This is a genomic window from Streptomyces sp. NBC_01446 (genome assembly GCF_026340095.1).
GTDB lineage: Bacteria > Actinomycetota > Actinomycetes > Streptomycetales > Streptomycetaceae > Streptomyces > Streptomyces aureus.
Genome location: NZ_JAPEPO010000001.1, coordinates 2,911,818 through 2,934,987 on the forward strand (window position 1 = coordinate 2,911,818; position 23,170 = coordinate 2,934,987).

Annotated in this window: 14 protein-coding genes; 3 read left to right on the forward strand and 11 right to left on the reverse strand. The window is 72.0% G+C overall.

Annotation, left to right across the window (positions count from 1 at the left end; genetic code table 11):
* Positions 1–100 precede the first annotated feature (100 nt).
* Together OG456_RS12895 and OG456_RS50485 are read right to left on the reverse strand one after the other, a co-directional pair.
* The gene (locus tag OG456_RS12895) at positions 101–3,436 is read right to left on the reverse strand and encodes an ATP-dependent DNA helicase (protein WP_266560364.1); all 3,336 of its coding nucleotides are present in this window, start codon (positions 3,434–3,436) and stop codon (positions 101–103) included.
* Positions 3,437–3,711: 275 nt separating this feature from the next.
* Positions 3,712–4,086, reverse strand: coding sequence for an MGMT family protein (locus OG456_RS50485; RefSeq protein WP_323136320.1), 375 nt, complete (start codon positions 4,084–4,086; stop codon positions 3,712–3,714).
* Positions 4,087–4,287: 201 nt separating this feature from the next.
* On the opposite strand from OG456_RS50485, the gene OG456_RS12905 reads away from it, so the two are divergent.
* The 3 genes from OG456_RS12905 to OG456_RS12915 all read left to right on the forward strand — a co-directional run bounded on the left by OG456_RS12905 (position 4,288) and on the right by OG456_RS12915 (position 10,708).
* Entirely contained in the window at positions 4,288–7,212 is a 2,925-nt protein-coding gene (locus OG456_RS12905; protein WP_266560368.1) for a lysylphosphatidylglycerol synthase domain-containing protein, read from the forward strand.
* Positions 7,213–7,431: 219 nt separating this feature from the next.
* Positions 7,432–8,976, forward strand: a complete 1,545-nt coding sequence (locus tag OG456_RS12910) for an alpha/beta hydrolase (protein ID WP_266560370.1) — start codon at positions 7,432–7,434, stop codon at positions 8,974–8,976.
* 139 nt (positions 8,977–9,115) lie between these two features.
* Positions 9,116–10,708, forward strand: coding sequence for an alpha/beta hydrolase (locus OG456_RS12915; RefSeq protein ID WP_266560372.1), 1,593 nt, complete (start codon positions 9,116–9,118; stop codon positions 10,706–10,708).
* 133 nt (positions 10,709–10,841) lie between these two features.
* Here the strand turns inward: OG456_RS12915 and moeZ are convergent, their stop codons facing one another.
* The 9 genes from moeZ to OG456_RS12965 form a co-directional block, all read right to left on the reverse strand.
* Positions 10,842–12,020 (reverse strand): adenylyltransferase/sulfurtransferase MoeZ, encoded by a 1,179-nt coding sequence (gene moeZ / locus OG456_RS12920; protein ID WP_266569190.1) that lies wholly within the window; start codon positions 12,018–12,020, stop codon positions 10,842–10,844.
* Positions 12,021–12,083: 63 nt separating this feature from the next.
* Positions 12,084–12,833 carry a spherulation-specific family 4 protein gene (locus OG456_RS12925; RefSeq protein WP_266560374.1) on the reverse strand — a complete coding sequence of 250 codons (750 nt, stop codon included), beginning with the start codon at positions 12,831–12,833 and terminating at the stop codon, positions 12,084–12,086.
* Positions 12,821–13,780 carry an NAD(P)-dependent oxidoreductase gene (locus OG456_RS12930; RefSeq protein ID WP_266560376.1) on the reverse strand — a complete coding sequence of 320 codons (960 nt, stop codon included), beginning with the start codon at positions 13,778–13,780 and terminating at the stop codon, positions 12,821–12,823. The genes OG456_RS12925 and OG456_RS12930 overlap by 13 nt, the downstream gene beginning before the upstream one ends.
* 214 nt (positions 13,781–13,994) lie before the next feature.
* Positions 13,995–15,197, reverse strand: a complete 1,203-nt coding sequence (locus OG456_RS12935) for a hypothetical protein (RefSeq protein WP_323136321.1) — start codon at positions 15,195–15,197, stop codon at positions 13,995–13,997.
* Between the two features lie 518 nt (positions 15,198–15,715).
* Entirely contained in the window at positions 15,716–17,605 is a 1,890-nt protein-coding gene (locus tag OG456_RS12940; RefSeq protein ID WP_266560378.1) for a DUF3492 domain-containing protein, read from the reverse strand.
* Positions 17,606–17,793: 188 nt separating this feature from the next.
* Complete coding sequence (locus OG456_RS12950; protein ID WP_323136322.1) at positions 17,794–19,371, reverse strand: ABC transporter ATP-binding protein; 1,578 nt, start codon at positions 19,369–19,371, stop codon at positions 17,794–17,796.
* Complete coding sequence (locus OG456_RS12955) at positions 19,368–20,357, reverse strand: ABC transporter permease (protein WP_266560380.1); 990 nt, start codon at positions 20,355–20,357, stop codon at positions 19,368–19,370. The genes OG456_RS12950 and OG456_RS12955 overlap by 4 nt, the downstream gene beginning before the upstream one ends.
* Entirely contained in the window at positions 20,354–21,352 is a 999-nt protein-coding gene (locus OG456_RS12960; protein WP_266560382.1) for an ABC transporter permease, read from the reverse strand. The genes OG456_RS12955 and OG456_RS12960 overlap by 4 nt, the downstream gene beginning before the upstream one ends.
* A gap of 4 nt (positions 21,353–21,356) precedes the next feature.
* Positions 21,357–23,075 carry an ABC transporter substrate-binding protein gene (locus OG456_RS12965; protein ID WP_266560384.1) on the reverse strand — a complete coding sequence of 573 codons (1,719 nt, stop codon included), beginning with the start codon at positions 23,073–23,075 and terminating at the stop codon, positions 21,357–21,359.
* Positions 23,076–23,170: the final 95 nt, after the last annotated feature.

A 23,170-nucleotide genomic window follows, 5' to 3' on the forward strand; every position in this document is an offset into this window, starting at 1 on the left:
ACTGACAGCTCCGGCCCGATCCGGTGGAGGCGCGCGTCACGCGGCGTCCGCAGCGGTCGATGCGCACGTCGCCGGGCACCCGGCGCGGTGGAGGCGCGCGTCACTCGACGACGTGCTTGCCCTCGGGGCGGGCGCTGCACGAGGCGCGGAACGCGCAGTGGGTGCAGTGCTGTCCGGTGGTGGGGGTGAAGCGTTCGTCGAGGACCTTGCCGGCGGCGGTGGCGAGGAGGTCGCCGACCCACGCTCCGTCCCCCTCGCCTTCCCCGTGTTCACCGAGGGGCTGTTGCGCCTGCACCTTGGGGAGGGTGTCGCCGCCGTCCTTCTTGGCGGCGCCCTGGCGCAGCTGGACGAGTTCGGCGCCGCCGGGTTCGGGGCGATCGCCGTCGAAGGGTTCGTCGACGGCGCCCTCGCGGACGGCGAGCTGGTACACGGCGAGCTGGGGGTGGCGGGCGACGTCGGCGGCGGAGGGGGCCTGCTTGCCGGTCTTGAAGTCGACTACGTAGGCGCGGCCTTCGGTGTCGCGTTCGACGCGGTCCATGGAGCCACGGATGCGTACTTCGTAGGAGCCCGCTTCGAGGGTGACGTCGAAGGCGTGTTCGCTCGCTACGGGGGTGCGCACGCGGCTGGAGTCGACGTGCCAGCGGAGGAAGCGTTCGAGCGCCACGCGCGCGTGCTCCTTCTCCTGGGCCGACTTCCAGGGGGCGTCGAAGGCGAGGGCGTCCCAGACCGAGTCGAGGCGTTCCATGAGGACGGCGAGGTCGGCCGGGGTGCGTCCGGAGGCGACCTCGTCGGCGAGGACGTGGACGACGTTTCCGAAGCCCTGGGCGGCGGTGGCGGGGGCGTCGGCCTTGACCTCGCGGCCGAGGAACCACTGCAGGGAGCAGGTGTTGGCGAGCTGGTCGAGGGCGCTTCCGGAGAGCACGACGGGCTGGTCGCGGTCGCGCAGGGGGATCTTGCTCTCGGTGGGGTCGTCCATGCCCCACCAGCGGTAGGGGTGCGCGGACGGCACGAGGGGGCGTCCGTCGTCGTCGGTGAGGGCGGCGAGGCGGGCGAGGCGGCGGGCGGCGGCGTCGCGCAGCGTGTCGGAGGCGCGGGGGTCGACGGTCGTGGCGCGCAGTTCGGCGACGAGCGCGGCGACGGACAGGGGGCGGCGCGGGCGGCCGGTGACGTCCTGGGGGTCGACGCCGAGTTCGGTGAGGAAGCGGGACGGCTGGTCGCCGTCGTCGGCGGGTGCCTTGACCGCGGTGACGACGAGGCGTTCACGCGCGCGCGTGGTGGCCACGTAGAACAGGCGGCGCTCTTCGGAGAGGAGCGCTCCGGGGGTGAGGGGTTCGGCGAGGCCGTCGCGTCCGATGCGGTCGGCTTCGAGGAGGGAGCCGCGGCGGCGCAGGTCGGGCCACAGCCCTTCCTGTACGCCGGCGACGACGACGAGGCGCCATTCGAGGCCCTTGGAGCGGTGGGCGGTCATGAGGCGTACGGCGTCGGGGCGTACGGCGCGTCCGGCGAGGGTGTCGGCGGCGATGTCCTGGGCTTCGACCTCTTCGAGGAAGTTGAGGGCGCCGCGGCCTCCGGTGCGTTCCTCGGCGCGGGAGGCGGTCGCGAAGAGGGCGCATATGGCGTCGAGGTCGCGGTCCGCGTTGCGTCCTGCGGCGCCGCCGCGGCGGGCGGCGCGTTCCAGGCGCTGGGGCCAGGACGTGCCGTTCCACAGCTGCCAGAGGGCTTCCTCTGCGGTGCCTCCGGAGGTGAGGGTTTCGCGGGCCGCGCGCAGCAGTGCGCCGAGGCGCTGGGCGCCGCGGGCGTGGGCGGGGTCGTGGGCGGTGAGGCGTTCGGGCTGTGCCAGGGCGCGTGCGAGGAGTTCGTCGGAGGGCGGCGGCAGGTGGTTGCCGGCGGCGCGTTCCTCCTCGCGCAGGGCGCGGCCGAGGCGGCGCAGGTCGGCGGCGTCCATGCCGGCGAGGGGTGAGGCGAGGAGGGTGAGGGCGGTCTCGGTGTCGAGCCAGACGGGCGGTTCCCGGTCCTCGTCGTCGGGTTCAGGGGTGTCCTGCGCGACGCTGAGGGCGACGGCCCTGAGCGCGGTCAGCAGGGGTGTGACGGCCGGTTCGTGGCGCAGGGGCAGGTCGTCGCCGTCGATGTCGAGGGGGACGCCCGCCGCGGTGAGGGTGCGGCGGATCGCGGGGATAGAGCGGGTGCCGGCGCGGACCAGGACGGCCATGTCGTTCCAGGGGATGCCGTCCTCGAGGTGGCCGCGGCGCAGGATGTCCGCGATGTTGTCGAGTTCGGTGCCGGAGGTCGGGTACGTGTAGGCCTCGACGCGGCCGCCGTCCCGCGCGGGGGTCAGCTCGCGGTGGGCGCGGACCTTGTCGGCGGGCAGCCGGGTCAGGGGCATGCGCCGGGTGATGCGGCGGGTGGCGTCGAGGAGGTGTGCTCCGGAGCGGCGGGACGTCGTGAGGACCTCTACGGGGGCGGGGCTTTTGTCGGCGCGGGGGAACTGGTCGGGGAATTCGAGGATGCCGTTCACGTCGGCGCCGCGGAACGTGTAGATCGACTGGTCGGGGTCTCCGAAGGCGAGCAGGGTGCGGCCGTCGCCGGCGAGGGCGTGCAGCAGCCGCACCTGGGCCGGGTCGGTGTCCTGGTATTCGTCGACGAACACGGCGTCGTAGCGCGTGGCGAGTTCGTCGGCGACGGGGGTGCGGTGGGCGAGGAGGACCGCGCGGTGGACGAGTTCGGCGTAGTCGAGGACGCCGTGCAGGTCGAGGACGTCGAGGTATTCGGCGAGGAAGGTGGCGGCGGCCTTCCAGTCGGGGCGGCCGATGCGGCGGGCGAAGGCGTCGAGTGCGGCCGGTCCGAGGCCCAGTTCGCGGCTGCGGGCGAGGACGGCGCGTACCTCGTCGGCGAAGCCTCGGGTGGTCAGGCAGGCCCGCAGTTCGTCGGGCCAGCGGACGTGGGCGAGGCCGGCCTGCTCCAGGTCGATCTGGCCGGCGAGCAGCTCGCGTACGGCGACGTCCTGTTCGGGTCCGGACAGCAGGCGCAGGGGTTCCGCGAACAGGCCGGCGTCCTGGTGGGCACGGACGAGGGCGTAGCAGAACGAGTGGAACGTGGTGGCCTGTGGTGCGTGGGCGGCGCCGATGCGCAGGGCCATGCGGTCGCGCAGTTCGACGGCTGCCTTGCGGCTGAAGGTGAGGACCAGAATGCGCTCGGGGTCGGTGCCTTTGGCTATGCGTGCGGCGACGGACTCGACGAGCGTGGTCGTCTTGCCCGTGCCCGGTCCCGCGAGGACGAGCAGCGGGCCGTGCACGTGGTCAACCACCGCGCGCTGCCGTGCGTCCAGACGAGGGGGGTCCACCGGGGCCGGCGGGGTACGCACCAGTCGGTACGCGCCGGGGGTCCCCTGTCGTACCTGGCGGTGCGACAGGTTCCGGGTGGAGGAAGAGGAGCTCACGTGGATCGCTGGTCCTGGTGGGTGTGCTGGGGGGACGGGGAGACGGCCGGCCGTCCGAGCGGGGCGGTGGCTGCGGGGTGAGGGCGGTGCGCGCCGTCGACGCTACGCCGTCGAGTGTGGCGGAAGCCGGGCTTCCGTCGGGTCCCCCGGGTCCCGTGCGGCACGGGTGTGCCGCGATTCACGAACGTACGCGATGGCGGCGAAGTGCCCCTCTCGCCCCGTTTCCCCCGTACGGGCCACAGGCCGCTCGTGCGGGAACGCGATGGCGGGAGCTGTCAGGTGTGAGATTCCACGCGTTCCTCGCCGTCCCATCGCGCGTGCCTCATGTCGAGGCGCGGGATGTGCCCCTCGGACGCGCGGGAGGCTTCGCGCAGGGGGGTGCTCTCCGCGCGGTAGTGCGCCATGGCGTCCAGTTCGTGGCCGGGCAGCAACACGCCGTCCGAGCGCACGACGCGCCACCACGGAACGGCTCCCCCGTAGAGGGCCATCACACGGCCGACCTGGCGTGGGCCGCCCTCACCGAGCCATTCGGCGACGTCCCCGTAGGTCATGACGCGCCCGGGCGGGATCAGCTCCGCGACCTCGAGCACCCGCTCCGCGTACTCCGGCAGCTCTCCCGCCGCACCGCTCTCCTCGCTCATCCGGCCCATCCTGCCGCACCCCGCCGACACTGTGACGACCCGGTCACGGGGCGTGGAGAGGCGTATGAAGACGCACGAATCCGCGGTTGCGGGATACTTTGCTCCCCCGCATCGCACCCTGATGCCCCCCTGTGTCAGTGGGACGTGCCACCATCGTGCGGGCGGTGACCGGTGATACGAGATCAAGAAGAAACGACGGAGCAGCAGGGCGTGCATCCCGATAAGGCGGAGGGCACCTCTGGGGCTTCGGCGCGCCCGGACAGCGACGAGGCCGACCACTCCCCCGTGACCGAACGCCTGGGCCGGCCGGCCGGGGCGCCCCCGGCGGACACGTCCGAGGAGGCCGCTGAGGCCGCTGAGGCCGCGCCCGAGAAGGGCGCGGAGGCCGGGCCCGAGCGGACCGAGGTCCCTCTCGTCGACCCGGAGTGCATCGATGCCGACGCACACTCCGAGCGGGTGGACGGCGACGAACCGCTCCTCCCCGCGCGCGTGCACCGCCCCTCCGACCTGATGCGTCTGCTGGTGGGCGTTCTCGCGATCGCCGTGCTCCTGTCGATCGCCGCCTTCGCCCACGGCACGACCTCGGGTCTTCAGCAGGACATCAGCAAGGGCACGGGCGCCGCTCCCGACCTCATGATCAAATTCGCGGGGCTCGCGTCGAGCATCGCGATCCTCCTCGTCCCGGTCGCCTTCGCGATCGAGCGGCTGATCAAACGCGACGGGCTGCGGATCGCCGACGGTGTTCTCGCGGCCGTCCTCGCACACGGGGTGACGCTCGCGACGGACCTGTGGGTCGCCCAGGGCGCCCCACAGTCGATCCAGGACGCGCTCACCCGTCCGTCGCCGGGCGACATCCACGCGCTGACCGATCCGGTGCACGGCTATCTGGCGCCCGTCATCGCCTATATGACAGCCGTGGGGATGTCCCGCAGACCACGCTGGCGTGTGGTGCTGTGGGTGGTGCTGCTGCTCGACGCGTTCGCGATGCTGGTCACCGGCTACACGACACCGTTCTCGATCATCCTGACGGTCCTCATCGGCTGGACTGTCGCCTACGGCACGCTCTACGCGGTCGGTTCACCGAACGTACGGCCCACCGGCCAGACGCTCCTCGCGGGCCTGCGGCACGTCGGCTTCCACCCGGTGAGCGCGGCCCGCGAAGAGGCCCACGAGGGCGCTACGGAGAACGGGGACAGGGGGCGGCGCTACTTCGTCACCCTGGAGGACGGCCCCCCTCTCGACGTCACCATCGTCGACCGAGAACAGCAGGCACAGGGCTTCTTCTACCGCGTGTGGCGCCGACTGACGCTGCGCGGTATCACCACGGGCCGCAGCCTCCAGTCGCTGCGCCAGGCGCTGGAGCAGGAGGCGCTCCTCGCGTACGCGGCGATCGCGGCCGGGGCCAACGCACCGAAGCTGATCGCGACGTCCGAGCTCGGCCCCGACGCGGTGATGCTCGTGTACGAGCACACGGGCGGCCGTTCGCTGGACTCCGTGCCGGACGAGGAGATCACCGACGAGCTGCTGCGCGACACCTGGCACCAGGTGCAGGCGCTCCAGTCGCGGCGTATCGCCCATCGGCGGCTCACCGGCGACGCGATTTTGGTGGATCGTTCCGGCACGGTGATCCTGACGGATCTGCGCGGCGGCGAGATCGCGTCCGGCGATCTGATCCTGCGCATGGACATCGCGCAGCTCCTGGCCACGCTGGGCCTTCGTGTGGGCGCCGAGCGTGCGGTGGCGTCCGCCGTGGGAGTGCTCGGCCCCGATGCGATCGCCGACTGTCTGCCGCTGCTCCAGCCCATCGCCCTGAGCCGTACGACGCGCTCGACACTGCGCAAGCTCGGCAGGGAGCGTTCCGAACGCGAGCGCGAGGCCGTGCTCGAGGCGTCGCGCAGGGCGAAGCAGGCCCGCCTGGACGAGGCCTCCCTCGCCGAGCCCTCTCCCGCCGAGGAATCGACGCCTACGGAGAGGGCCACCGAGAAAACGCCCTCTACGAAGACGGTCGCCGAGCGGATCACGCCCCCGTCGGCCAAGACCTCCGCGAAGGTCGAACGGCAGACCGAGAAAGCCGAGCGGCAGGCCGAGAAGAAGGCCATCGACGAGGCCCTGGACGAAGCGCGCGAGGAGGATCTCCTCACCCAGATCCGCCACCAGGTGCTCCGCATCCGGCCTCAGGCGCCCGTCGAGCCGGCCCGCCTGGAGCGCATCAAACCGCGCACTCTCGTGAGCTTCATCGCGGGCGCCATCGGCGCGTACTTCCTGCTGTCGCAGCTCACCCACATCGAGTTCGGCACGCTCTTCGACCAGGCCCAGTGGGGCTGGGTCGCCGCCGCCGTCCTGTTCTCGGCGCTGAGCTACTTCGCCGCCGCGATGAGCCTGCTCGGCTTCGTGCCGGAGCGGGTGCCGTTCCTGCGGACGGTCGCCGCCCAGGTCGCGGGCTCGTTCGTGAAGATCGTGGCACCGGCCGCCGTCGGCGGTGTGGCGCTCAACACCCGCTTCCTGCAACGCGCGGGCGTGCGCCCCGGGCTCGCGGTGGCCAGTGTCGGCGCCTCCCAGCTCTTCGGCCTGGGCGCGCACATCATGATGCTGCTGACCTTCGGCTATCTGACCGGCACGGAGAAGACCCCGTCCCTGTCGCCGTCCCGGACGGTCATCGCGGGCCTGCTGACCGTCGCGGTCCTCGTACTCGTGGTCACGTCGATCCCGTTCCTGCGGAAGTTCGTCGTCACGCGCGTACGGTCCCTGTTCGCCGGCGTCGTACCGCGCATGCTGGACGTACTCCAGCGGCCGCAGAAGCTGATCACCGGCATCGGCGGCATGCTCCTCCTGACGGCCTGCTTCGTGATGTGCCTGGACGCGTCGATCCGCGCCTTCGGGGACGAGTCGACGACGCTCAGCCTGGCCAGCGTCGCGGTCGTGTTCCTCGCGGGCAACGCGCTCGGTTCCGCCGCGCCGACGCCGGGCGGTGTGGGCGCGGTCGAGGCAACCCTGACGGTCGGCCTCATCGCGGTCGGGCTGCCCAAGGAGGTCGCGGCCCCGGCCGTGCTGCTCTACCGGCTCCTGACGCTGTGGGTACCGGTGCTGCCGGGCTGGCTCTTCTTCAACCACCTCTCCCGGAAGGGCTCCCTGTAGGAGCGCATTTCCTGGAGCGCTCCCTGTAGCGGCGTGTTTAGGGAAGGGCACCCTTTAGGGACGCGTTTCCCGGAGCGCTCCCTGCAAGGACGCGTGTCCGGGTGAGCTCGTGGACAGCATCGCGGCGCCTCTTCGGAGAGCCCTCCCCCGTAGCCGCATCGCTCACCCGCACGGCCCCCGCCCCGAGCGCCCCGTGAGCTGTCGCCGCAGGATGGGTTCATGCCCAATCCGTCCCGGCCGCGTGCCGCTGCCCTGGTCGCCGCCGCCCTCCTCATGACCTCCGCCCTCGCGGCGTGCAGCAGCGACTCCGAGGACCCGGACCTGACGGCCCAGACCCTCAGCTGGAAGGACTGCCCCGCGCCCTCGGAGTCGGAGGGCGGCGGCCCCGCGCCGTCGCCGCTGCCCGGCGGCGCCACCTGGCAGTGCGCCACCATGAAGGCGCCCCTCGACTGGGGCAAGCCCAAGGGCGACACGATCGGCATCGCGCTCATCCGCGCCAAGTCCTCCGGCGCCGAGGACAAGCGCATCGGATCGCTCATCTTCAACTTCGGCGGACCCGGCGGTTCCGGAGTCACCACGCTGCCCGCGTTCGGCAACGAGTACGCGAACCTGCGCACCCGCTACGACCTGGTGAGCTTCGACCCGCGCGGCGTCGGCCGCAGCGACGGCGTGAAGTGCGAGAACGACAAGCAACTCGACAAGTACTTCCAGCAGGACGCCATGCCCGACGACGCCGCCGAGACGAAGGAGCTCGTAGGCAACATCACCCAGTTCAACGACGCCTGCGAGACGAACTCCGGGCAGGTCATCCCGCACGTCGCGACGACGGACGCGGCGCGCGACATGGACCTGATGCGTCAGGTGCTCGGCGACGACAAGATGCACTACTTCGGGATCTCGTACGGCACCGAACTGGGCGGCGTGTACGCCCACTTGTTCCCCAGGAACGTGGGCCGCGCCATCTTCGACGGCGTCGTCGACCCCACCCAGAACTCCGAGGAGGGCTCGCTCAGCCAGGCCAAGGGCTTCCAGCTCGCCCTCGACAACTACGCGAAGGACTGCACCTCCAAGGTCGAGGACTGTCCGGTCGGCGACACCCCCGAGCAGGTCAAGGCCAAGATCGCGAAGCTGCTCAAGGACTTGGACTCCAAGCCGATCCCCGGGGTCTTCCCGCGCGACCTGACGCAGACCGCCGCGACGAACGGCATCGCGCAGTCGCTGTACTCCAAGGACTTCTGGGAGTACCTCACCGAGGGTCTCGTCCAGGCCTACGAGGGCAACGGCCAGATCCTCATGCTCCTCTCGGACTCCATGAACGGCCGTAGCGAGGACGGCAAGTACAGCAACATCCAGGCGGCCAACGTCTCCGTCAACTGCGCCGACGACAAGCCCCGCTACACGCCGGCATACGTGAAGTCGAAGCTCCCCGAGTTCCGCGCCGCCTCTCCCCTGTTCGGCGACTACCTCGCGTGGGGCATGCTCAGCTGCACGGACTGGGCGGTCCCCGGCGCCGCGGACCACCCCGACGTCAGCGCGCCCGGCTCGGCGCCGATCCTCGTCGTGGGCAATACGGGTGACCCGGCCACCCCGTACGAAGGTGCGAGGAAGATGGTCGACGCGCTCGGCAAGGGTGTCGGGGTGGAACTCACGTACGAGGGCCAGGGGCACGGCTCGTACGACAGCGGGAACAAGTGTGTGCGAGGCGCCGTGGACGGCTATCTGCTGAACGGGACGGTGCCGAAGGCGGGCTCGGTCTGCAAGTAGCGGCGGGGGTAAGCGTGTTCGGCTCGCGCGCCCGGTTGTCGATGACGCGCTGCCGCAGATGATTGTCAGTGGCGCTGCCTAGGATGGTCTGACTGTCTTCGGATCGGAGGCAGGCGAGGGGGATCGCCGGGGGGTGCCTGTGTCGCGTCATGTTCGTTCGTTCGCTCTGCTGGCCGCGGGGCTGCTGGTGGCCGGTGCCGCCGCGGGCTGCGGCGGGTCGGGAGACAAGGCCGGGCACGGCGAGGGGAAGGGGCACACGCAGCCACCGCACTCGTCGCCGTCGTCACCACCGGGCTCGGACAAGGCCGGCCGCGCCGGCACACTGCCCGCACTGCCCGCCGCACTCACGTCTCAGCGACTCGACTGGGGCCGCTGCAAGGCCACCGACGACGGCCCCGCGCCCGGCTCCGACTGGCAGTGCGCGACGCTGAAGGCGCCGCTCGACTACGCGAAGCCGGACGGGGAGACCATCGGCGTCGCCCTCATCCGCGCCAAGTCCACGAGCGGGAGCGGACGTTCCGGCTCGCTCTTGTTCAACTTCGGGGGGCCGGGCGGCTCCGGGGTCTCGATGCTGCCCGCCTTCGCACCGGACTACGCGAAGCTGCGCGAGCGCTACGACCTGGTGAGCTTCGACCCGCGCGGCGTCGGCGCGAGCGAGGGAGTGCGCTGCCGCGACGACAAGGCGATCCAGGCCGCCGAGTCCGTCGACCTCACGCCGGACACCCCCGCCGAGGAGCGGGCGTACTTCAAGGACGCCGCAGACCTCGGCGCGGGCTGCGCCCGGCAGGCCGGCAAGCTGCTCGGGCACGTCTCGACGGACGACACGGCCCGCGACATGGACCTGGCACGCCAGGCGCTCGGCGACGACAAGCTGCACTACATGGGCGTCTCGTACGGGACCCAACTGGGCGGTGTGTACGCGCACTTGTTCCCCGGCAAGGTGGGACGGCTCGTTCTGGACGCCGTGGTCGACCCGGCCGCGGACACCGTGGGCCATGCCGAGAACCAGACGAGAGGCTTCCAGCGGGCCCTCGACAACTACCTCAAGTCCACCGGCCAGGACCCGGATCAGGGATCCCGGAAGATCGCCGCCCTGCTGAAGCGGATCGACGCGAAGCCGCTGCGGACCTCGGGCGGCCGCGAACTCAACCAGTCGCTCGCGACGATCGGCATCACCGTCACCCTGTACAGCCAGAGCAGTTGGCCCGCACTGACGCGTGGCCTGGAGACGGCGGAGAAGGGGGACGGGACGGCGCTGCTCGCCCTGGCCGACGCGTACAACGAGCGGAGTCCCGCCGGGCATTACAGCTCGCAGAGCCACTCGCAGCGGGCGATCTCCTGCCTCGACGACAAGGAGCGGCCGACGCCGGCGGAGGCGAAGAAGCGGCTCGCGTCGTTCCGCGAGATCTCGCCCGTCTTCGGGGAGTTCATGGCCTGGGACACGGCGGGCTGGTGCCACGACTGGCCGGTGCCGGGCCAGTACGCGACTCCCGAGGTGAGCGCGCCGGGCGCCGCCCCGATCCTCGTCGTGGGGAACACGGGCGACCCGGCGACCCCGTACGAGGGCGCCCGCCGGATGGCGGACGAGCTCGGCAAGGGTGTCGGCATCGAGCTCACCTGGAAGGGCGAGGGGCACGGCGCGTACGGCAGCGGGTCGAGCTGCGTCGACTCGACGGTGAACGGCTACTTCCTGGAGGGCCGAATACCGCGCGACGGGAAGGTCTGCTCCTGACGCCGACGCCAACGCCGACGCGGCGCCCTATGCGGCGCTCTATGACGAACGGGCCCCGCACGCGAGGTGCGGGACCCGTTCGGAAAAGCTGCCCCCTGACCGGCGGCGTCGGCCGCGCGGGCCGGCGGGCGGTCTAGTAGACCGGCTTCTCGGGCTCGATCTGGTTGACCCAGCCGATCACGCCGCCGCCGACGTGCACGGCGTCCGAGAAGCCCGCGGACTTCAGGACGGCGAGGACCTCCGCACTGCGGACACCCGTCTTGCAATGCAAGACGATCTTCTTGTCCTGCGGGAGGCTCTCCAGGGCGGTGCCCATGAGGAACTCGTTCTTCGGGATCAGCCGGGCGCCGGGAATCGAGACGATCTCGTACTCGTTCGGCTCGCGGACGTCGATGATCTCGATGTTCTCGCCGTCGTCCATCCACTCCTTGAGCTGCTTGGGAGTGATCGTCGAGCCGGCCGCCGCCTCCTGGGCCTCCTCGGAGACGACGCCGCAGAAGGCCTCGTAGTCGATGAGCTCGGTGACGGTCGCGTTCGGGCCGCAGACCGCGCAATCGGGGTCCTTGCGGACCTTGACCTGGCGGTACTGCATCTCCAGGGCGTCGTAGATCATCAGGCGGCCGACGAGCGGCTCACCGATGCCGGCGAGGAGCTTGATGGCCTCGTTGACCTGGATGGAGCCGATGGACGCGCACAGCACGCCCAGGACGCCGCCCTCGGCGCAGGAGGGAACCATGCCGGGGGGCGGGGGCTCCGGGTAGAGGCAGCGGTAGCACGGGCCGTGCTCGGACCAGAAGACCGAGGCCTGGCCGTCGAAGCGGTAGATCGAGCCCCACACGTACGGCTTGTTGAGCAGCACGCACGCGTCGTTGACCAGGTAGCGGGTCGCGAAGTTGTCCGTGCCGTCGACGATCAGGTCGTACTGGCTGAAGATGTCCATCACGTTCTCGGCCTCGAGCCGCTCTTCGTGGAGGATCACGTTCACGTACGGGTTGATGCCGAGCACGGAGTCCTTGGCGGACTCGGCCTTGGAACGGCCGATGTCGGCCTGGCTGTGGATGATCTGGCGCTGGAGGTTCGACTCGTCGACCTCGTCGAACTCGACGATGCCGAGCGTGCCCACACCGGCCGCGGCCAGGTACATGAGCGCCGGCGAACCGAGGCCGCCCGCGCCCACGGCGAGCACCTTGGCGTTCTTCAGCCGCTTCTGCCCGTCCATCCCGACATCGGGGATGATCAGGTGGCGGGAGTACCTGCGGACCTCGTCTACGGTGAGCTCAGCAGCTGGCTCTACCAGGGGTGGCAGCGACACGGGGGCTCCGTTGATCGTCATTTCGGAACAGTGGTTCTTGCGTCAACACTGCCACGCCCCTCTTCATTCCGAGACACCCGTTCCGACCCGCGAGACGATGTCGTCCCAGTACCCGGGCATGGCCTCCCAGGGATCGGCGGCGCCACCGCGGTCCGTGCGGTCGGTGAAGTAGATCGTCCCCGCGCCCTGCCAGCGGGCGATGCGCAGCGCCTCGTCGAGGTGCCCGCGGGGTACGCCGTGCACGAAATGGCAGAAGCGCTCCGGCGGGTAGTCGGCGGTCCACTCGGCGACCTGGGACCAGCGGTAGTCGCTCCACGGCCCGGAGAAGGTCACCAACTGGTCGGCGGCCTCGGCGTATCCCGGGTACGGGTGTGTGCCGTGCCCGAGGACGATGTGGGCGTCCTCGCACAGGGCGCGCAGCGTGGTGACGATGCGGCGGACTTCGGGGAGGGCCGCCCGCTCGGTCGGGCAGCGGCCCAGGGAGAACCCGTCGACGCGGTACCAGTCGAGATAGCGGTGGGCGTCGGACACGACCTCGCCGAACGAGCGTGCGCCATAGGTGAGATCGAGGTGGCCGAGGACCCGTACGTCCCGGTTGCGCAGCCTGCCCGCGGCTTCGAGGCAGTGCGGGTCGGGGCGGGCCCCGGGTCCGTCCGCCACGTTCAGGACGACCCAGTGCAAGGGGGCGCCGGGGCGGGTGAGTTCGGCCCATTCGACGGGCGCCATGAGGGGGTGTGCGTAGCCGGGGATGCCGAAGCCGAGCCGTATGTCGGTGCTCGCGGTCCCGGGGGCGGTGGGGGTCAGATACGGCATGCCGCTTCCATCCAGATGTCGGCGAGTGATTCCTCGAGGTTGATGCGGGGGCGCCAGCCGAGCCGGTCGCGTGCGGTGCGCACATCGGCCTGCTGCCAGCTGCCGCAGCCGTCCGGGTACGGGTGCGCGGCGGGTGCCACGTGGTCGGGGTCGGAGCGGGGGTGGCCGAGCGTCGGGCGGACGGGGCCGCCGGGTGAGTCGAGCTCGTGGAGCGCGCCGCCGAAGCCGGCGACGCGGGCGAGTACGGACGCCGCGTCCCGCAGCCGGACGGCACGGCCCGAGCCGATGTTGATGACGCCCTGCGCGGCGGAGAGCGAGGCGGCGTGGACGGCGCGGGCCACGTCGCGTACGTCGATGAAGTCGCGCTGCGCGCCGAGTCCGCCGAGCTTGAGTTCGCCGTCGCCGGACTGCATGGCGCGGCGCATGGCCTCGGCGAGACGGCCGAGGGGCGAGCCGGCGGGGGTGCCGGGTCCGGCCGGGGAGAACACCCGCAGGACGACGGCGTCGAGGCCGGAGCCGAGGACGAGTTCCGTCGCGGCGAGCTTGCTCACGCCGTACGGTCCGCCGGGCCTCGGGACCGCGTCCTCGGCCGTGGAGGAGCCGGGCTGCGAGGGCCCGTACTCGGCGCCGCAGCCGATCTGCACGAGGCGGGCGCCGCAGCCGCTGCGCCGCAGTGCCTCGCAGATGGTGGCGACGGCGACGGTGTTGTGGCGGGTGAGGTCGCGGGCCCCGCCGCGGGTGGCTCCCGCGCAGTTGATGACGACTCCGGGGTGGACCGCGTCGAGGAAGCGGGTCAGCGCGCCCGGGCTTCCGGTGGCGAGGTCGAACCGTACGTCCGCGTCGTCCCCCCTGCCGAGTGCGGTGAGCTGCACGGCGGGGTCGGCGAGGAGGCGGTCGGCGACGAAGCGGCCGAGGTATCCGTTGGCTCCGATCAGCAGCACCCTCATCGGGCGGCTCCCTGGGTGAGCTCTCCGAGCTCTCCGGGAAGTCCTGGGCGCCCGGGGCGTCTGGATGGGCCGGGGCCTCCGGGGGGAGGGGTGGTCATCTCGCGTTCTCCTTAGGGAAGTTGCCGTGGGTCTTCGGAAGGCCCGCGGTGTCGGCCCCGCGGGAGGGGAGCGGCCGGGCCGGCCGCTTCGTGTGGTCGTACGGCGTCGGACGCGGTCACGGAGTGGTGTCCGTGGGCGCGTGGGCGGAGGCCCTGGTGAGCGTGCGGGCCGCGTGGACGAGGAGGGTGAGCGCGGCAGCGCCGCAGGCCAGGCCAGGTACGGTGCCGGGCCCCCAGGCGTCGACGGCCGTCTCTACGGGGACGGCGAGGAAGCCGCAGCCGGGGAGGCGGCCGGCGAACACGGTGCAGACCGCGAGCGCCTCGGCCGCGGTGGCTGCGCCGAGGACGACGGCGGGGGCGTGGGTGCGGCCGTACGCCGTGAGCAGGCGGGCGAGCAGCAGGAGTGCGCCGAGCGTTCCGGCACCGGCGTATGCGGCGTCCTGGCCGAGTACGGCGGCGGCCACCCCGATGAGGGTCCACAGCGCACACAGGAAGAGCGCGAAGACGGCGAGAAGAAGGGGGCGTACGGAGGCAACGAACTCATCGAGGCCCCGGCTGGAGGCGAGCCTGCGGCGGGCCACGGCGCCGAAGAGCTGGGCGCACCAGGCGCCGGGCGCGACGGCGAAGGCGAGGGCGAGGAGGGGGGCGGTGGCGGGTGCCCAGGCCTCGTCGGGACCGCCCGATACGGCGGCGCTCAGGAGTCCGTCGCCGAGGAGTGCGTAGGCGAGGAGCCAGCAGGTCCAGGCGCGGATGGCGGGCCCGGTGTGGGCGGTGGCGCGCAGCGGGCCCCGGCGCAGGGCCGCGCGGAGTGCGGCGGAGACGGCGAGCACGCCTCCGGCCCCGACCGCGAGCCGCAGTCGTCCGCCGGTGAAGTCGAGTCCTACGAGGGTGAGGGCGCCCAGCGTGCCGGGCAGCAGCGCGAGGGCGGCCCAGACGGGGCGTCGGCCGCGCGGCGTGCCGGATACGGCGTGCCGGGATTCCGGTTCGATGTCGCTGTCGCGGGGAACGCGCGCGTACATCTCTTCGGCGAGCGAGAAGACGTCGCGGTGCCGGAAGCGGGCGGCGGTCCGGTCGGTCACGCCATGGGCCTCCAGGCCGGCGGCGATCTCCAGTGCGTCGACGGCGCGCTCGCACAGCTCGCGGTGCCGGTGCATCAGCGCTTTCACGGGGTCCACGCTGGTACGGCGACGGCTGCCGGGGTTGGCGGCCTTGGCGGGGCTGCCGGGAGGGGAGGCCGACGGAGGGGGTGGCACGTCGGGGAGGGGGCTGCCCGTCGACGCGGCTGCGGCGGTGGCACGCCAGGCCACGGGTTCGTTCAACAGCGCTTCGTCGCCCGCGGCGGGGTCGAGCCCACGGGCCGGCAACCCCGGCTCAGCGTCCGACTCCGGCTCCGCACGTCGCTCCGACTCCGGCCCAGCCTCCGGCTCCCGCTCCGCACGCCGCTCCGACTCCGGCCCACCCTCCGGCTCCCGCTCCGCACGCCGCTCCGACTCCGGCCCACCCTCCGGCTCCCGCTCCGCACGCCGCTCCGACTCCGGCCCACCCTCCGGCTCCCGCTCCGCACGCCGCTCCGACTCCGGCCCACCCTCCGGCTCCCGCTCCGCAGGCCGCTCCGACTCCGGCCCAGCACCCGGCCCCGTAACCGGCCCAGCACCCAGCTCCATAACCGGCCCGACACCCGACCGCGGCTCCGACCCTCGGGCCGGCCCCGGCTCAGCACCCGATCCCGGCTCCCCCAACGCCTCCTGCGACCCCGCACCCCACGCATCCGCGCCACCCGGCACCTGAGGCGCGTCCAGGCTCGCGCCCACGACCGTCTCGTCCAACCCCTGCCCGCTCACGCGTCCCCCTCCCCACCCGGAAAGGCCCCGGCCAACTGGCTTTGCTCGCCGGCCGGCCGCTGCCCGCCACCGCCCGAACCAACGGCACTGCCCGAACCAACGCCACCGCCCGAGCCGATCCCCCCACCCGCACCAACGGCACCGCCCCCAGGGGCAGCCGCCTCCCCCTCCGTCCCCGCCCAACTAGGCGGGCCCCCAGAAGCGGAGCGCCCCGCCAGCCACGTGCCGAAGCCTCCGCCCGACTCGCTCGTCGGTGCGGTCCAGCGGCCCGGCACATGGGCCTCCGGGGGGTTGGCGAAGGGCAGGGGGTCGCCCGCGTCGTCCACGGGTTCACGGCGCACGGGGCAGTGAGAAACGATCTCCAGGTAAATGCCGTGAAATGCCGTGATGTTCTGCTCGACGGTGAAGAGTTCGAGCGCTCGTGCCCGCGCGGCGGCGCCGAGCCGTTCGCGGCGCCCCGGGTCACGCAGCAGCGACACACACGCTTCGGCGAGCGCCCGCGGATTGCGCGGCGGGACCACCAGGCCGGTGCCGCCGATGACCTCGACGACGGCGCCCGCGTCGGTCGAGACCGTCGCGCGTCCGCAGAACATCGCCTCGACGAGGCTGATGGGGAACCCCTCGACGATGCTCGACAGGACGACGACGCTCCCGGCGGCGTACGCGTCCGCGAGGTCGGGCGTCTCGGGCCCGCCGATCTCCTCGAAGGAGACCGGGTTGTCGCCCATCGCGTGGGCGCCCTCCGCCTCGTCGGGGAAGAGCTGGGCGGCGAGGGCCTTGCAGTGGGCGAGGTAGGCGGCGGCGTCGGGTCCCTCGGCGGGCGCTCCGACGAGGCGCAGGCGGGCCTTGGGCTCCTCCTTGCGGATCTCCGCGAAGGCGTGGAGGAGGGAGATCAGGTCCTTGGAGGGTTCGATGCGGCCGACCCAGACGAGGGTGCCTGGCTCCCCCGGTTCCTCGCGCTCGCCGATCTCGGCGAAGCGGGAGGCCTCCATGCCGGGGTGGACGGTGCGCAGTTTCGCGCGGTCGGCGCCGCACCGCTCCTGCCAGCGCCGGGCGTGCGTGTTGCCGGGGGTGATGATCGCGGCCTGCCGGTAGGTCTCGGCGGCGAGGCCGCCGTGGAATGCGGCGAGCATCGCCCGTACGGGGGCGCTGAGTTCGGCGTCGCCGGTCGCGATGTAGTGGGCCCGCAGCTGTACGCCGTACTCGGTGACGAGGAGGGGGACGCCGGAGAAGTGGTGGGCGACGAGTCCGGGGAGGGCGGCGGGGCCGCCGGAGGTGGCGTGGCACAGGTCGACCGAGCCGAGGCCGTCGTCGCCGTACCAGTCGAGGGAGAGCGGGCGCAGGGCGCGTTCGATCTGTCCGGCGACAGCGAGGAGGTCGGGGACGCGGGCGGCGCGGGCCGCGCGCAGGGCGCCCGGTGCGCGGCAGGCGCGCTCCAGTGTGCGCACGGCGGTTTCGGAGCGCAGGGCGCCGACGAGTCCGCCTTCGTCGCGGGCGAGTTCGGCGAGGGCGTACAGCGCGTTGCCGAAACGGTCCGCCTCGGCGCCGGCGGAGTGGGCGGGCGCACCCGCGAGGCCGGTGGGGTCGGGGGAAGCCCCGGTACAGACGGCCGCGGCCAGTTCCGCGTACGCGTCGGCGAAGCGTCGCCTGCTGCGGCGTCCGTAGCCGGTGCCGTCGTCGGCGGCGGTCCACATCGGCGCGGTGCGCACCCGGCTGACCTGCGGGGGCAGTTCGATCCAGCCGCGGTCCTCCTGGTCCTGACTGCGGCTGAGCGCGTAGAGGTCGAACTCGTGCTGCTCGAGCCCGCGCACGAGCCGGTCGCACCAGAGTCTGGCCTCACCGCTCACATACGGATAGCCACCCTCCGTAAGCAGTCCGATGCGCACGAGTACACCCCCGATCTCCCGTCTGGGGAGCCGCCGTTGGCCCGGCGGCTCAGCGGGACGAACGTATGCGGACATGCCGGTGGCGTGATGGACGGTTGTCCATCACGCCACCAAAAGGGGTGAACGGCAGTAACTTTCCCGCGCGGGTAGCGTTCTGTCGCGCTACACACTCATTGCGTCACGGAATGTCATGCTGCGGCCAGCTCCCTGCGGGCGGAGCGTCGTCGCGCGGCGACGGCCGGATCGAGCGCCGGCACGGCGGCGAGCAGCTGCCGGGTGTACGGGTCCTGTGGCGCTCCGTAGACCTCGTCCACGGTGCCGTACTCGACGACGCGTCCCTTGCGCATGACGGCGACCCGGTCGCTGACCTGGCGGACGACGGCGAGGTCGTGGGCGATGAAGACGAGGGCGAGGCCCAGCTCGTCCTGGAGTTCCCGCAGCAGGCCGGTGACCTGGGCCTGGGTCGTGACGTCGAGGGCGGAGACGGCTTCGTCGCACACGATGATGCGCGGTTCGGCGGCGAGCGCGCGGGCGATCCCGACGCGCTGGCGCTGGCCGCCGCTGAACTCGTGCGGATAGCGCCCGTAGTGCGCCGGGTCCAGCCCGACGCGTTCCAGGAGTTCCTCGACCCGGCCGCGCACCTCCTTGTCGCCGCGCGCCCGCAGCGGGTCGGCGACGGACTCCCCCACGCTGCGGCGGGGGTTGAGGGAGGAGACGGGGTCCTGGAACACCATCTGCACGCCCGTGTCGGCGCGCGCCCCTGACAGGAGCACCTGTCCGGACGTCGGTTCGAGGAGCCCGACGAGCATCCGCCCGAGCGTGGTCTTGCCGCTGCCGCTCTCGCCCACGATTCCGAGGGTCTCGCCCCGGCGCACGGTCAGGGAGACCCCGTCGACGGCGGCGAAGGCGCGCTTGCCGCGCCCGAACTCCCGTCGCAGGCCGACCGCTTCGAGCAGGGCGTCGCCCGTCGCGTCCGGGCGCTGCGGGCGTGCCGCGTCGACGCGGGGGACGGACCCGAGCAGTTCCTTCGTGTACGCGGCGGAGGGTGCGCCGAGCACGTCGGCGACGGCTCCGCGTTCGACGGCGCGGCCGTGGCGCATGACGAGGACGTCGTCGACGCTCTCGGCGGCGACGCCCACGTCGTGGGTGACGAGGATGAGACCCATGCCGGTCTCCTGGCGCAGTCCGTGCAGCAGGTCGAGGATCTGCGCCTGGACGGTGACGTCGAGGGCGGTGGTCGGTTCGTCGGCGACGAGGAGGGCGGGTTCGCAGGCCAGGGCCATGGCGATCAGGGCGCGCTGGCGCATGCCGCCGCTGAACTCGTGGGGGCGTGACCGCGCGCGGCGGGCGGCGTCGGGGATGCCGACCCGGTCGAGCACTTCCACGGCACGCGCGCGTGCGGCGCGCCGGGACGCCTTGGAGTGCACGCGGTACACCTCGGCGATCTGGTCGCCGACGGCGTAGTACGGGTCGAGGGAGGACAGCGGGTCCTGGAAGACCATCGCGGCCGTCCCGCCCCGCAGCCGCCGCAGGGCCTCGCCGTCGGCTTCCTGTACGTCGGTGCCGGCGGCCCGCACGGACCCGGTGACGCGCGCGCCGGTCCCCCGGTGGAGGCCGAGGAGCGCGGAGGCGACCGTGCTCTTGCCGGATCCGGACTCGCCGACGACGCCGAGCGCCGCGCCCTGCTCCAGGCGGAAGGAGAGCGTGTCGACGGCCCGCAGGTCCCCGAACTCGACGGTGAGCGCATCCACTTCGACGAGGCTCATGACAGGACCACCCGTCGGTCGGCCACCGCGTACAGGACGTCCGCGACGGCATTGGCGAGTACGACGAAGAAGCCGGTGACGAGGACCATGCCGACGACGACCGGCAGGTCGACGACGTTGACGGCGTGCACGAGTTCGCGGCCGAGTCCGGGGATGCCGAACAGGGTCTCGCTGAGCACGGCGCCGCCGAACATGGAGCCGAAGTCGTTGGCGTTCAGGGCGATGACAGGGGCGACGGCGCCGCGCAGTGCGTGCCGTCCGATGATGGAGCGTTCGCCGACCCCGTAGGCGCGGAAGGTGCGCACGTGGTCCTCGGCGAGGGTCTCCAGCATGGACGCGCGGGTGAGGCGCGCGTACTTGGCGGCCTCGATGAGGGCGAGCGACAGCCAGGGCAGGAGCAGGTTCCACGCCCACTGTTCGGGGTCGTCGGTGAAGGGCACGTACTGCGGGAAAGGCAGCCACTGGAGCTGTCCGCAGACGACGATCATCAGCAGCAGGCCGATGACGAAGACGGGCGTGGCCGTGCCGGCGAGGGTGATTGCGGTGAGGATCCGCTCCGTGGGACGGCCGCGCCGCCATGCGGACAGGACGCCGGTGCCGACGCCGAGGATCAGCCACAGCACCATGGCGCCGAGCGCGAGCGAGGCGGTGGCGGGCAGCTTGGTGAGGATCAGCTGCGTGACCTGCTGGTCGGTCTGGTACGAGAAGCCGAGGCAGGGGGCGTCGCAGTGCTGGACGGCGGTGCCGGTGGAGAAGTCCTGTCCTACGAAGATGCCCTGGAGGAAGTGCCAGTAGCGCAGGTACAGCGGATCGTCGAGCCTCAACTGGTCGGCGACCTGCTGCACTTGGGCGGGCGAGCAGCGGGGGCCGCAGCTGATCTGGGCGACATTGCCGGGGGCCGCGTAGAAGACGACGTAGATGATCACGGAGATGGCGAGCAGGGTGACGGCGGCGCCGATCGCCCTGCGCAGCAGGAAGCCGGTCATGCGCCGGCCTCCCGCTTGCGGCCCGTGCCGATGCGCAGGCGGGACGCGGCGCGCGGGTCGAGCGCGGTACGCACGCCGTCGCCGAGGACGGTGAGCGCGAGCACGGTCACGAAGAGCGTGCCTGCGGGCAGCAGTAGGTACTGCGGTGCGGCCTGGTACCAGACGTCGGCGGCGGTGAGCATCTGTCCCCAGGAGGGTGTGGGCGGTTTGACGCCGACGCCGAGGAACGAGAGGGCCGCCTCGACGGTGACGTTCGTCGGGACGAGCAGGGACGCGTACGTGATGACGGGCGCGGCGAGCGACGGGAGGAGTTCGCGACGGGCGATCTGCCAGGTGGGCCAGCCGCTGAGCCGGGCCGCGGCCACGAAGTCGCGTTCCTTGAGGGTGATGGTCTGGGCGCGCACGATCTTGGCGGTGCCGCCCCAGGCCACGAGCCCGATCACCAGGGCGACGAGGACGGGCCGGGGAAAGCCGCTCGGGACGATCGCCATCAGGGCGAGCGCGAGGATCATCAAGGGCAGCGCGACGATGACGTCGGTGGCGCGGCTGAGGACCTGGTCGACCCAGCGGTTGCCGAGCCCGGCCGCGATGCCGACGGTGACGCCGATGAACACCTGCACGACGGTGGCGGCGAGTGCGACGCCGAGTGAGACCCGGGCCCCGTAGACGAGGCGGGTGAACAGGTCGCGTCCGGTCTGCGGTTCGACGCCGAGCCAGTGCTCGCCGCCGGCTCCGCCGAACGCGCCGACGGGCACGCCGCCGCGCGCGGAGTCGATGAGGTGGGGGTGGTACGTGTTCGGGTCCTGGCCCTCGATCAGCGCGAGGAGCGGGGCCCCGAGTGCGATCAGGACGAGCAGGGCGACGACGGTCGCCGCGACGAGGGCGGCGCGCTGCGTGCGCAGGCGCCGCCAGAACTGACGGGCTCCGGAGACGGGGGCGGACGCCGTGATGGCGCCCGCCCCTGCGGTCTCCGAGGCCACAAGTGCCTCGGTCATCGCGTCACTTCACCGAGACCTGCGAGATGTCGAGCACGCCGGTCCAGTCACTGATGACGATGTTCTTGACGTCCGGTCCGTACAGGCGCTTGTACACAGGGTGGAACAGCGGCACGGTCAGTGCCTTCTCCCCGATCTTCTTGTCCAGTGCACCCCAGCGCTCGGCGGCAGCGTCAAGATCGGTCAACTTGTTGATCGAGTCGATCTCGTCATTGACGGACTTGTCGTCGAGGAAGCCGGTGTTGAAGTTCGCGCCGTCCTTGACGATCTGCCGGCCGTCGAAGATCGGGGCGAGGAACGGGCCGCCGGAGGGCCAGTCGGCTCCCCAGTGCGCGAGGAAGAAGCCGGGCTCCTTCTTGGCGCTGTGGATCGTGTCGGAGTAGTCGTTCGCCTCCAGGCCCTGGAGCTTGACGGTGATGCCGGCCTTCTTCAGGGCGTCCTGGAGGGCGGTGGCGATCTCCGGACTGGTCTCGAAGTCCTTGGCGTTGGAGTGCGTGAGGGTGACGGTCAGGCCGTTCTTGTAACCGGCCTCCTTGAGCAGCTCCTTGGCCTTCTGCGCGTTGCCTGATGCGCCGGCCGGGAAGTGGTCGTACGCGGTGTAACCGAAGGACTTCTGGTCCGGAAGGTACGTCGTGGCGGGCTCGGCGAGCGAGGAGCCGCCGGCGGCGTTGATCACGGAGGAGCGGTCGACGGCGTATGAGATCGCCTGGCGCACCTTCGGGTTGTCGAACGGCTTCACCTTCGGGTTGAAGGCGATGTAGTTCGTGTAGCCGAAGTGGCCGGTGCCGACGCGGGCGGCGAGCTTCTTGTCACCGCTGACCTTGGCGAGTTCGGCGGGGCCGAGGTTGGTGTCGGTGGTGACTGCGGCGGCGTCGGCGCCCTGACCTGCGGAGAGCCGCTGGTTGATGACGGAGGAGTCGAGACCGGAGCGGACATCGATCCGGTCCGGGTAGGCCTTGCGCTCCTCGTCGGTCGTCGCGGACCAGTGTGTGTTGCGCTCCAGGACGAGCCGCTCGCCGTCGTTCTCGTTCTTGACGACCTTGTACGGGCCGGACGAGACGGGGTGCTCCTCGTACTTCGTGCCGGTGTCCTTGGCCTTGGGCACGGGCGTGAACTGCGTCTGCGTGGCCAGGTAGGGGAACTCGCCCTCGGGCTTGTTCAGGTGGAAGACGACGGTCCGCGCGTCCGGGGTCTCGATCGAGTCGAGGCCCTTCTTGTCCTTGTACGGGCCCTGGTAGTCGGCGCCACCGATCAGCCAGTCCCTCAAGTACGGTGCTCCGCCGGAGAGTTCGGCCGCGAAGGACCGCTCGATGCCGTACTTGATGTCGGTGGACGTGATGGGCGATCCGTCCTCGTACGTGAGGCCCTTCTTCAAGGTGTACGTCCACACGGTCGCGTTCTTGCTGGGCTTGCCCAGGTCGGTGGCGAGGTCGGGGACGACCTTCGCGCCCGCTGCCCCATCCTCGCGGTTGCGGGTGGTCAGCGTGCGGAAGACGAGCGAGGGGACGTTGCCGCCGCCGGAGGTGTAGAGCCGCGCCGGGTCGAAGTCGGACTGCGGGTTGGAGTTGAGGACGGTGAGGGTGCCGCCCTTCTGCGGCTTGGCGTCGGAGCTCCCCCCTGCGTCGCTGTCCTTGGGCCCGGCGCAGGCGGCGGCGCCGACGGCGAGGACCACGCTGACGGATGCGGCGGCCACGCGGCGCGCTATGACGGACGGTTGACGCATCGGAAATCGACCCCTTGGGGAATGTGCGCTGCGCTGGGCAGCAGAGGGCAGGCAGGGAAATGCGCAGAACTCGCCCGAGGCACGTCGACAGCCGG

Excerpts from the sequence above, each read along its gene's own strand:
- OG456_RS12950 (WP_323136322.1), bottom strand. The coding sequence starts at position 19,371 with ATGAGCCTCGTCGAAGTGGATGCGCTCACCGTCGAGTTCGGGGACCTG.
- OG456_RS12910 (WP_266560370.1), top strand. The coding sequence starts at position 7,432 with ATGCCCAATCCGTCCCGGCCGCGTGCCGCTGCCCTGGTCGCCGCCGCC.
- OG456_RS12930 (WP_266560376.1), bottom strand. The coding sequence starts at position 13,780 with ATGAGGGTGCTGCTGATCGGAGCCAACGGATACCTCGGCCGCTTCGTC.
- OG456_RS12955 (WP_266560380.1), bottom strand. The coding sequence starts at position 20,357 with ATGACCGGCTTCCTGCTGCGCAGGGCGATCGGCGCCGCCGTCACCCTG.
- OG456_RS12965 (WP_266560384.1), bottom strand. The coding sequence starts at position 23,075 with ATGCGTCAACCGTCCGTCATAGCGCGCCGCGTGGCCGCCGCATCCGTC.
- OG456_RS12925 (WP_266560374.1), bottom strand. The coding sequence starts at position 12,833 with ATGCCGTATCTGACCCCCACCGCCCCCGGGACCGCGAGCACCGACATA.
- OG456_RS12960 (WP_266560382.1), bottom strand. The coding sequence starts at position 21,352 with ATGACCGAGGCACTTGTGGCCTCGGAGACCGCAGGGGCGGGCGCCATC.
- OG456_RS50485 (WP_323136320.1), bottom strand. The coding sequence starts at position 4,086 with ATGGGCCGGATGAGCGAGGAGAGCGGTGCGGCGGGAGAGCTGCCGGAG.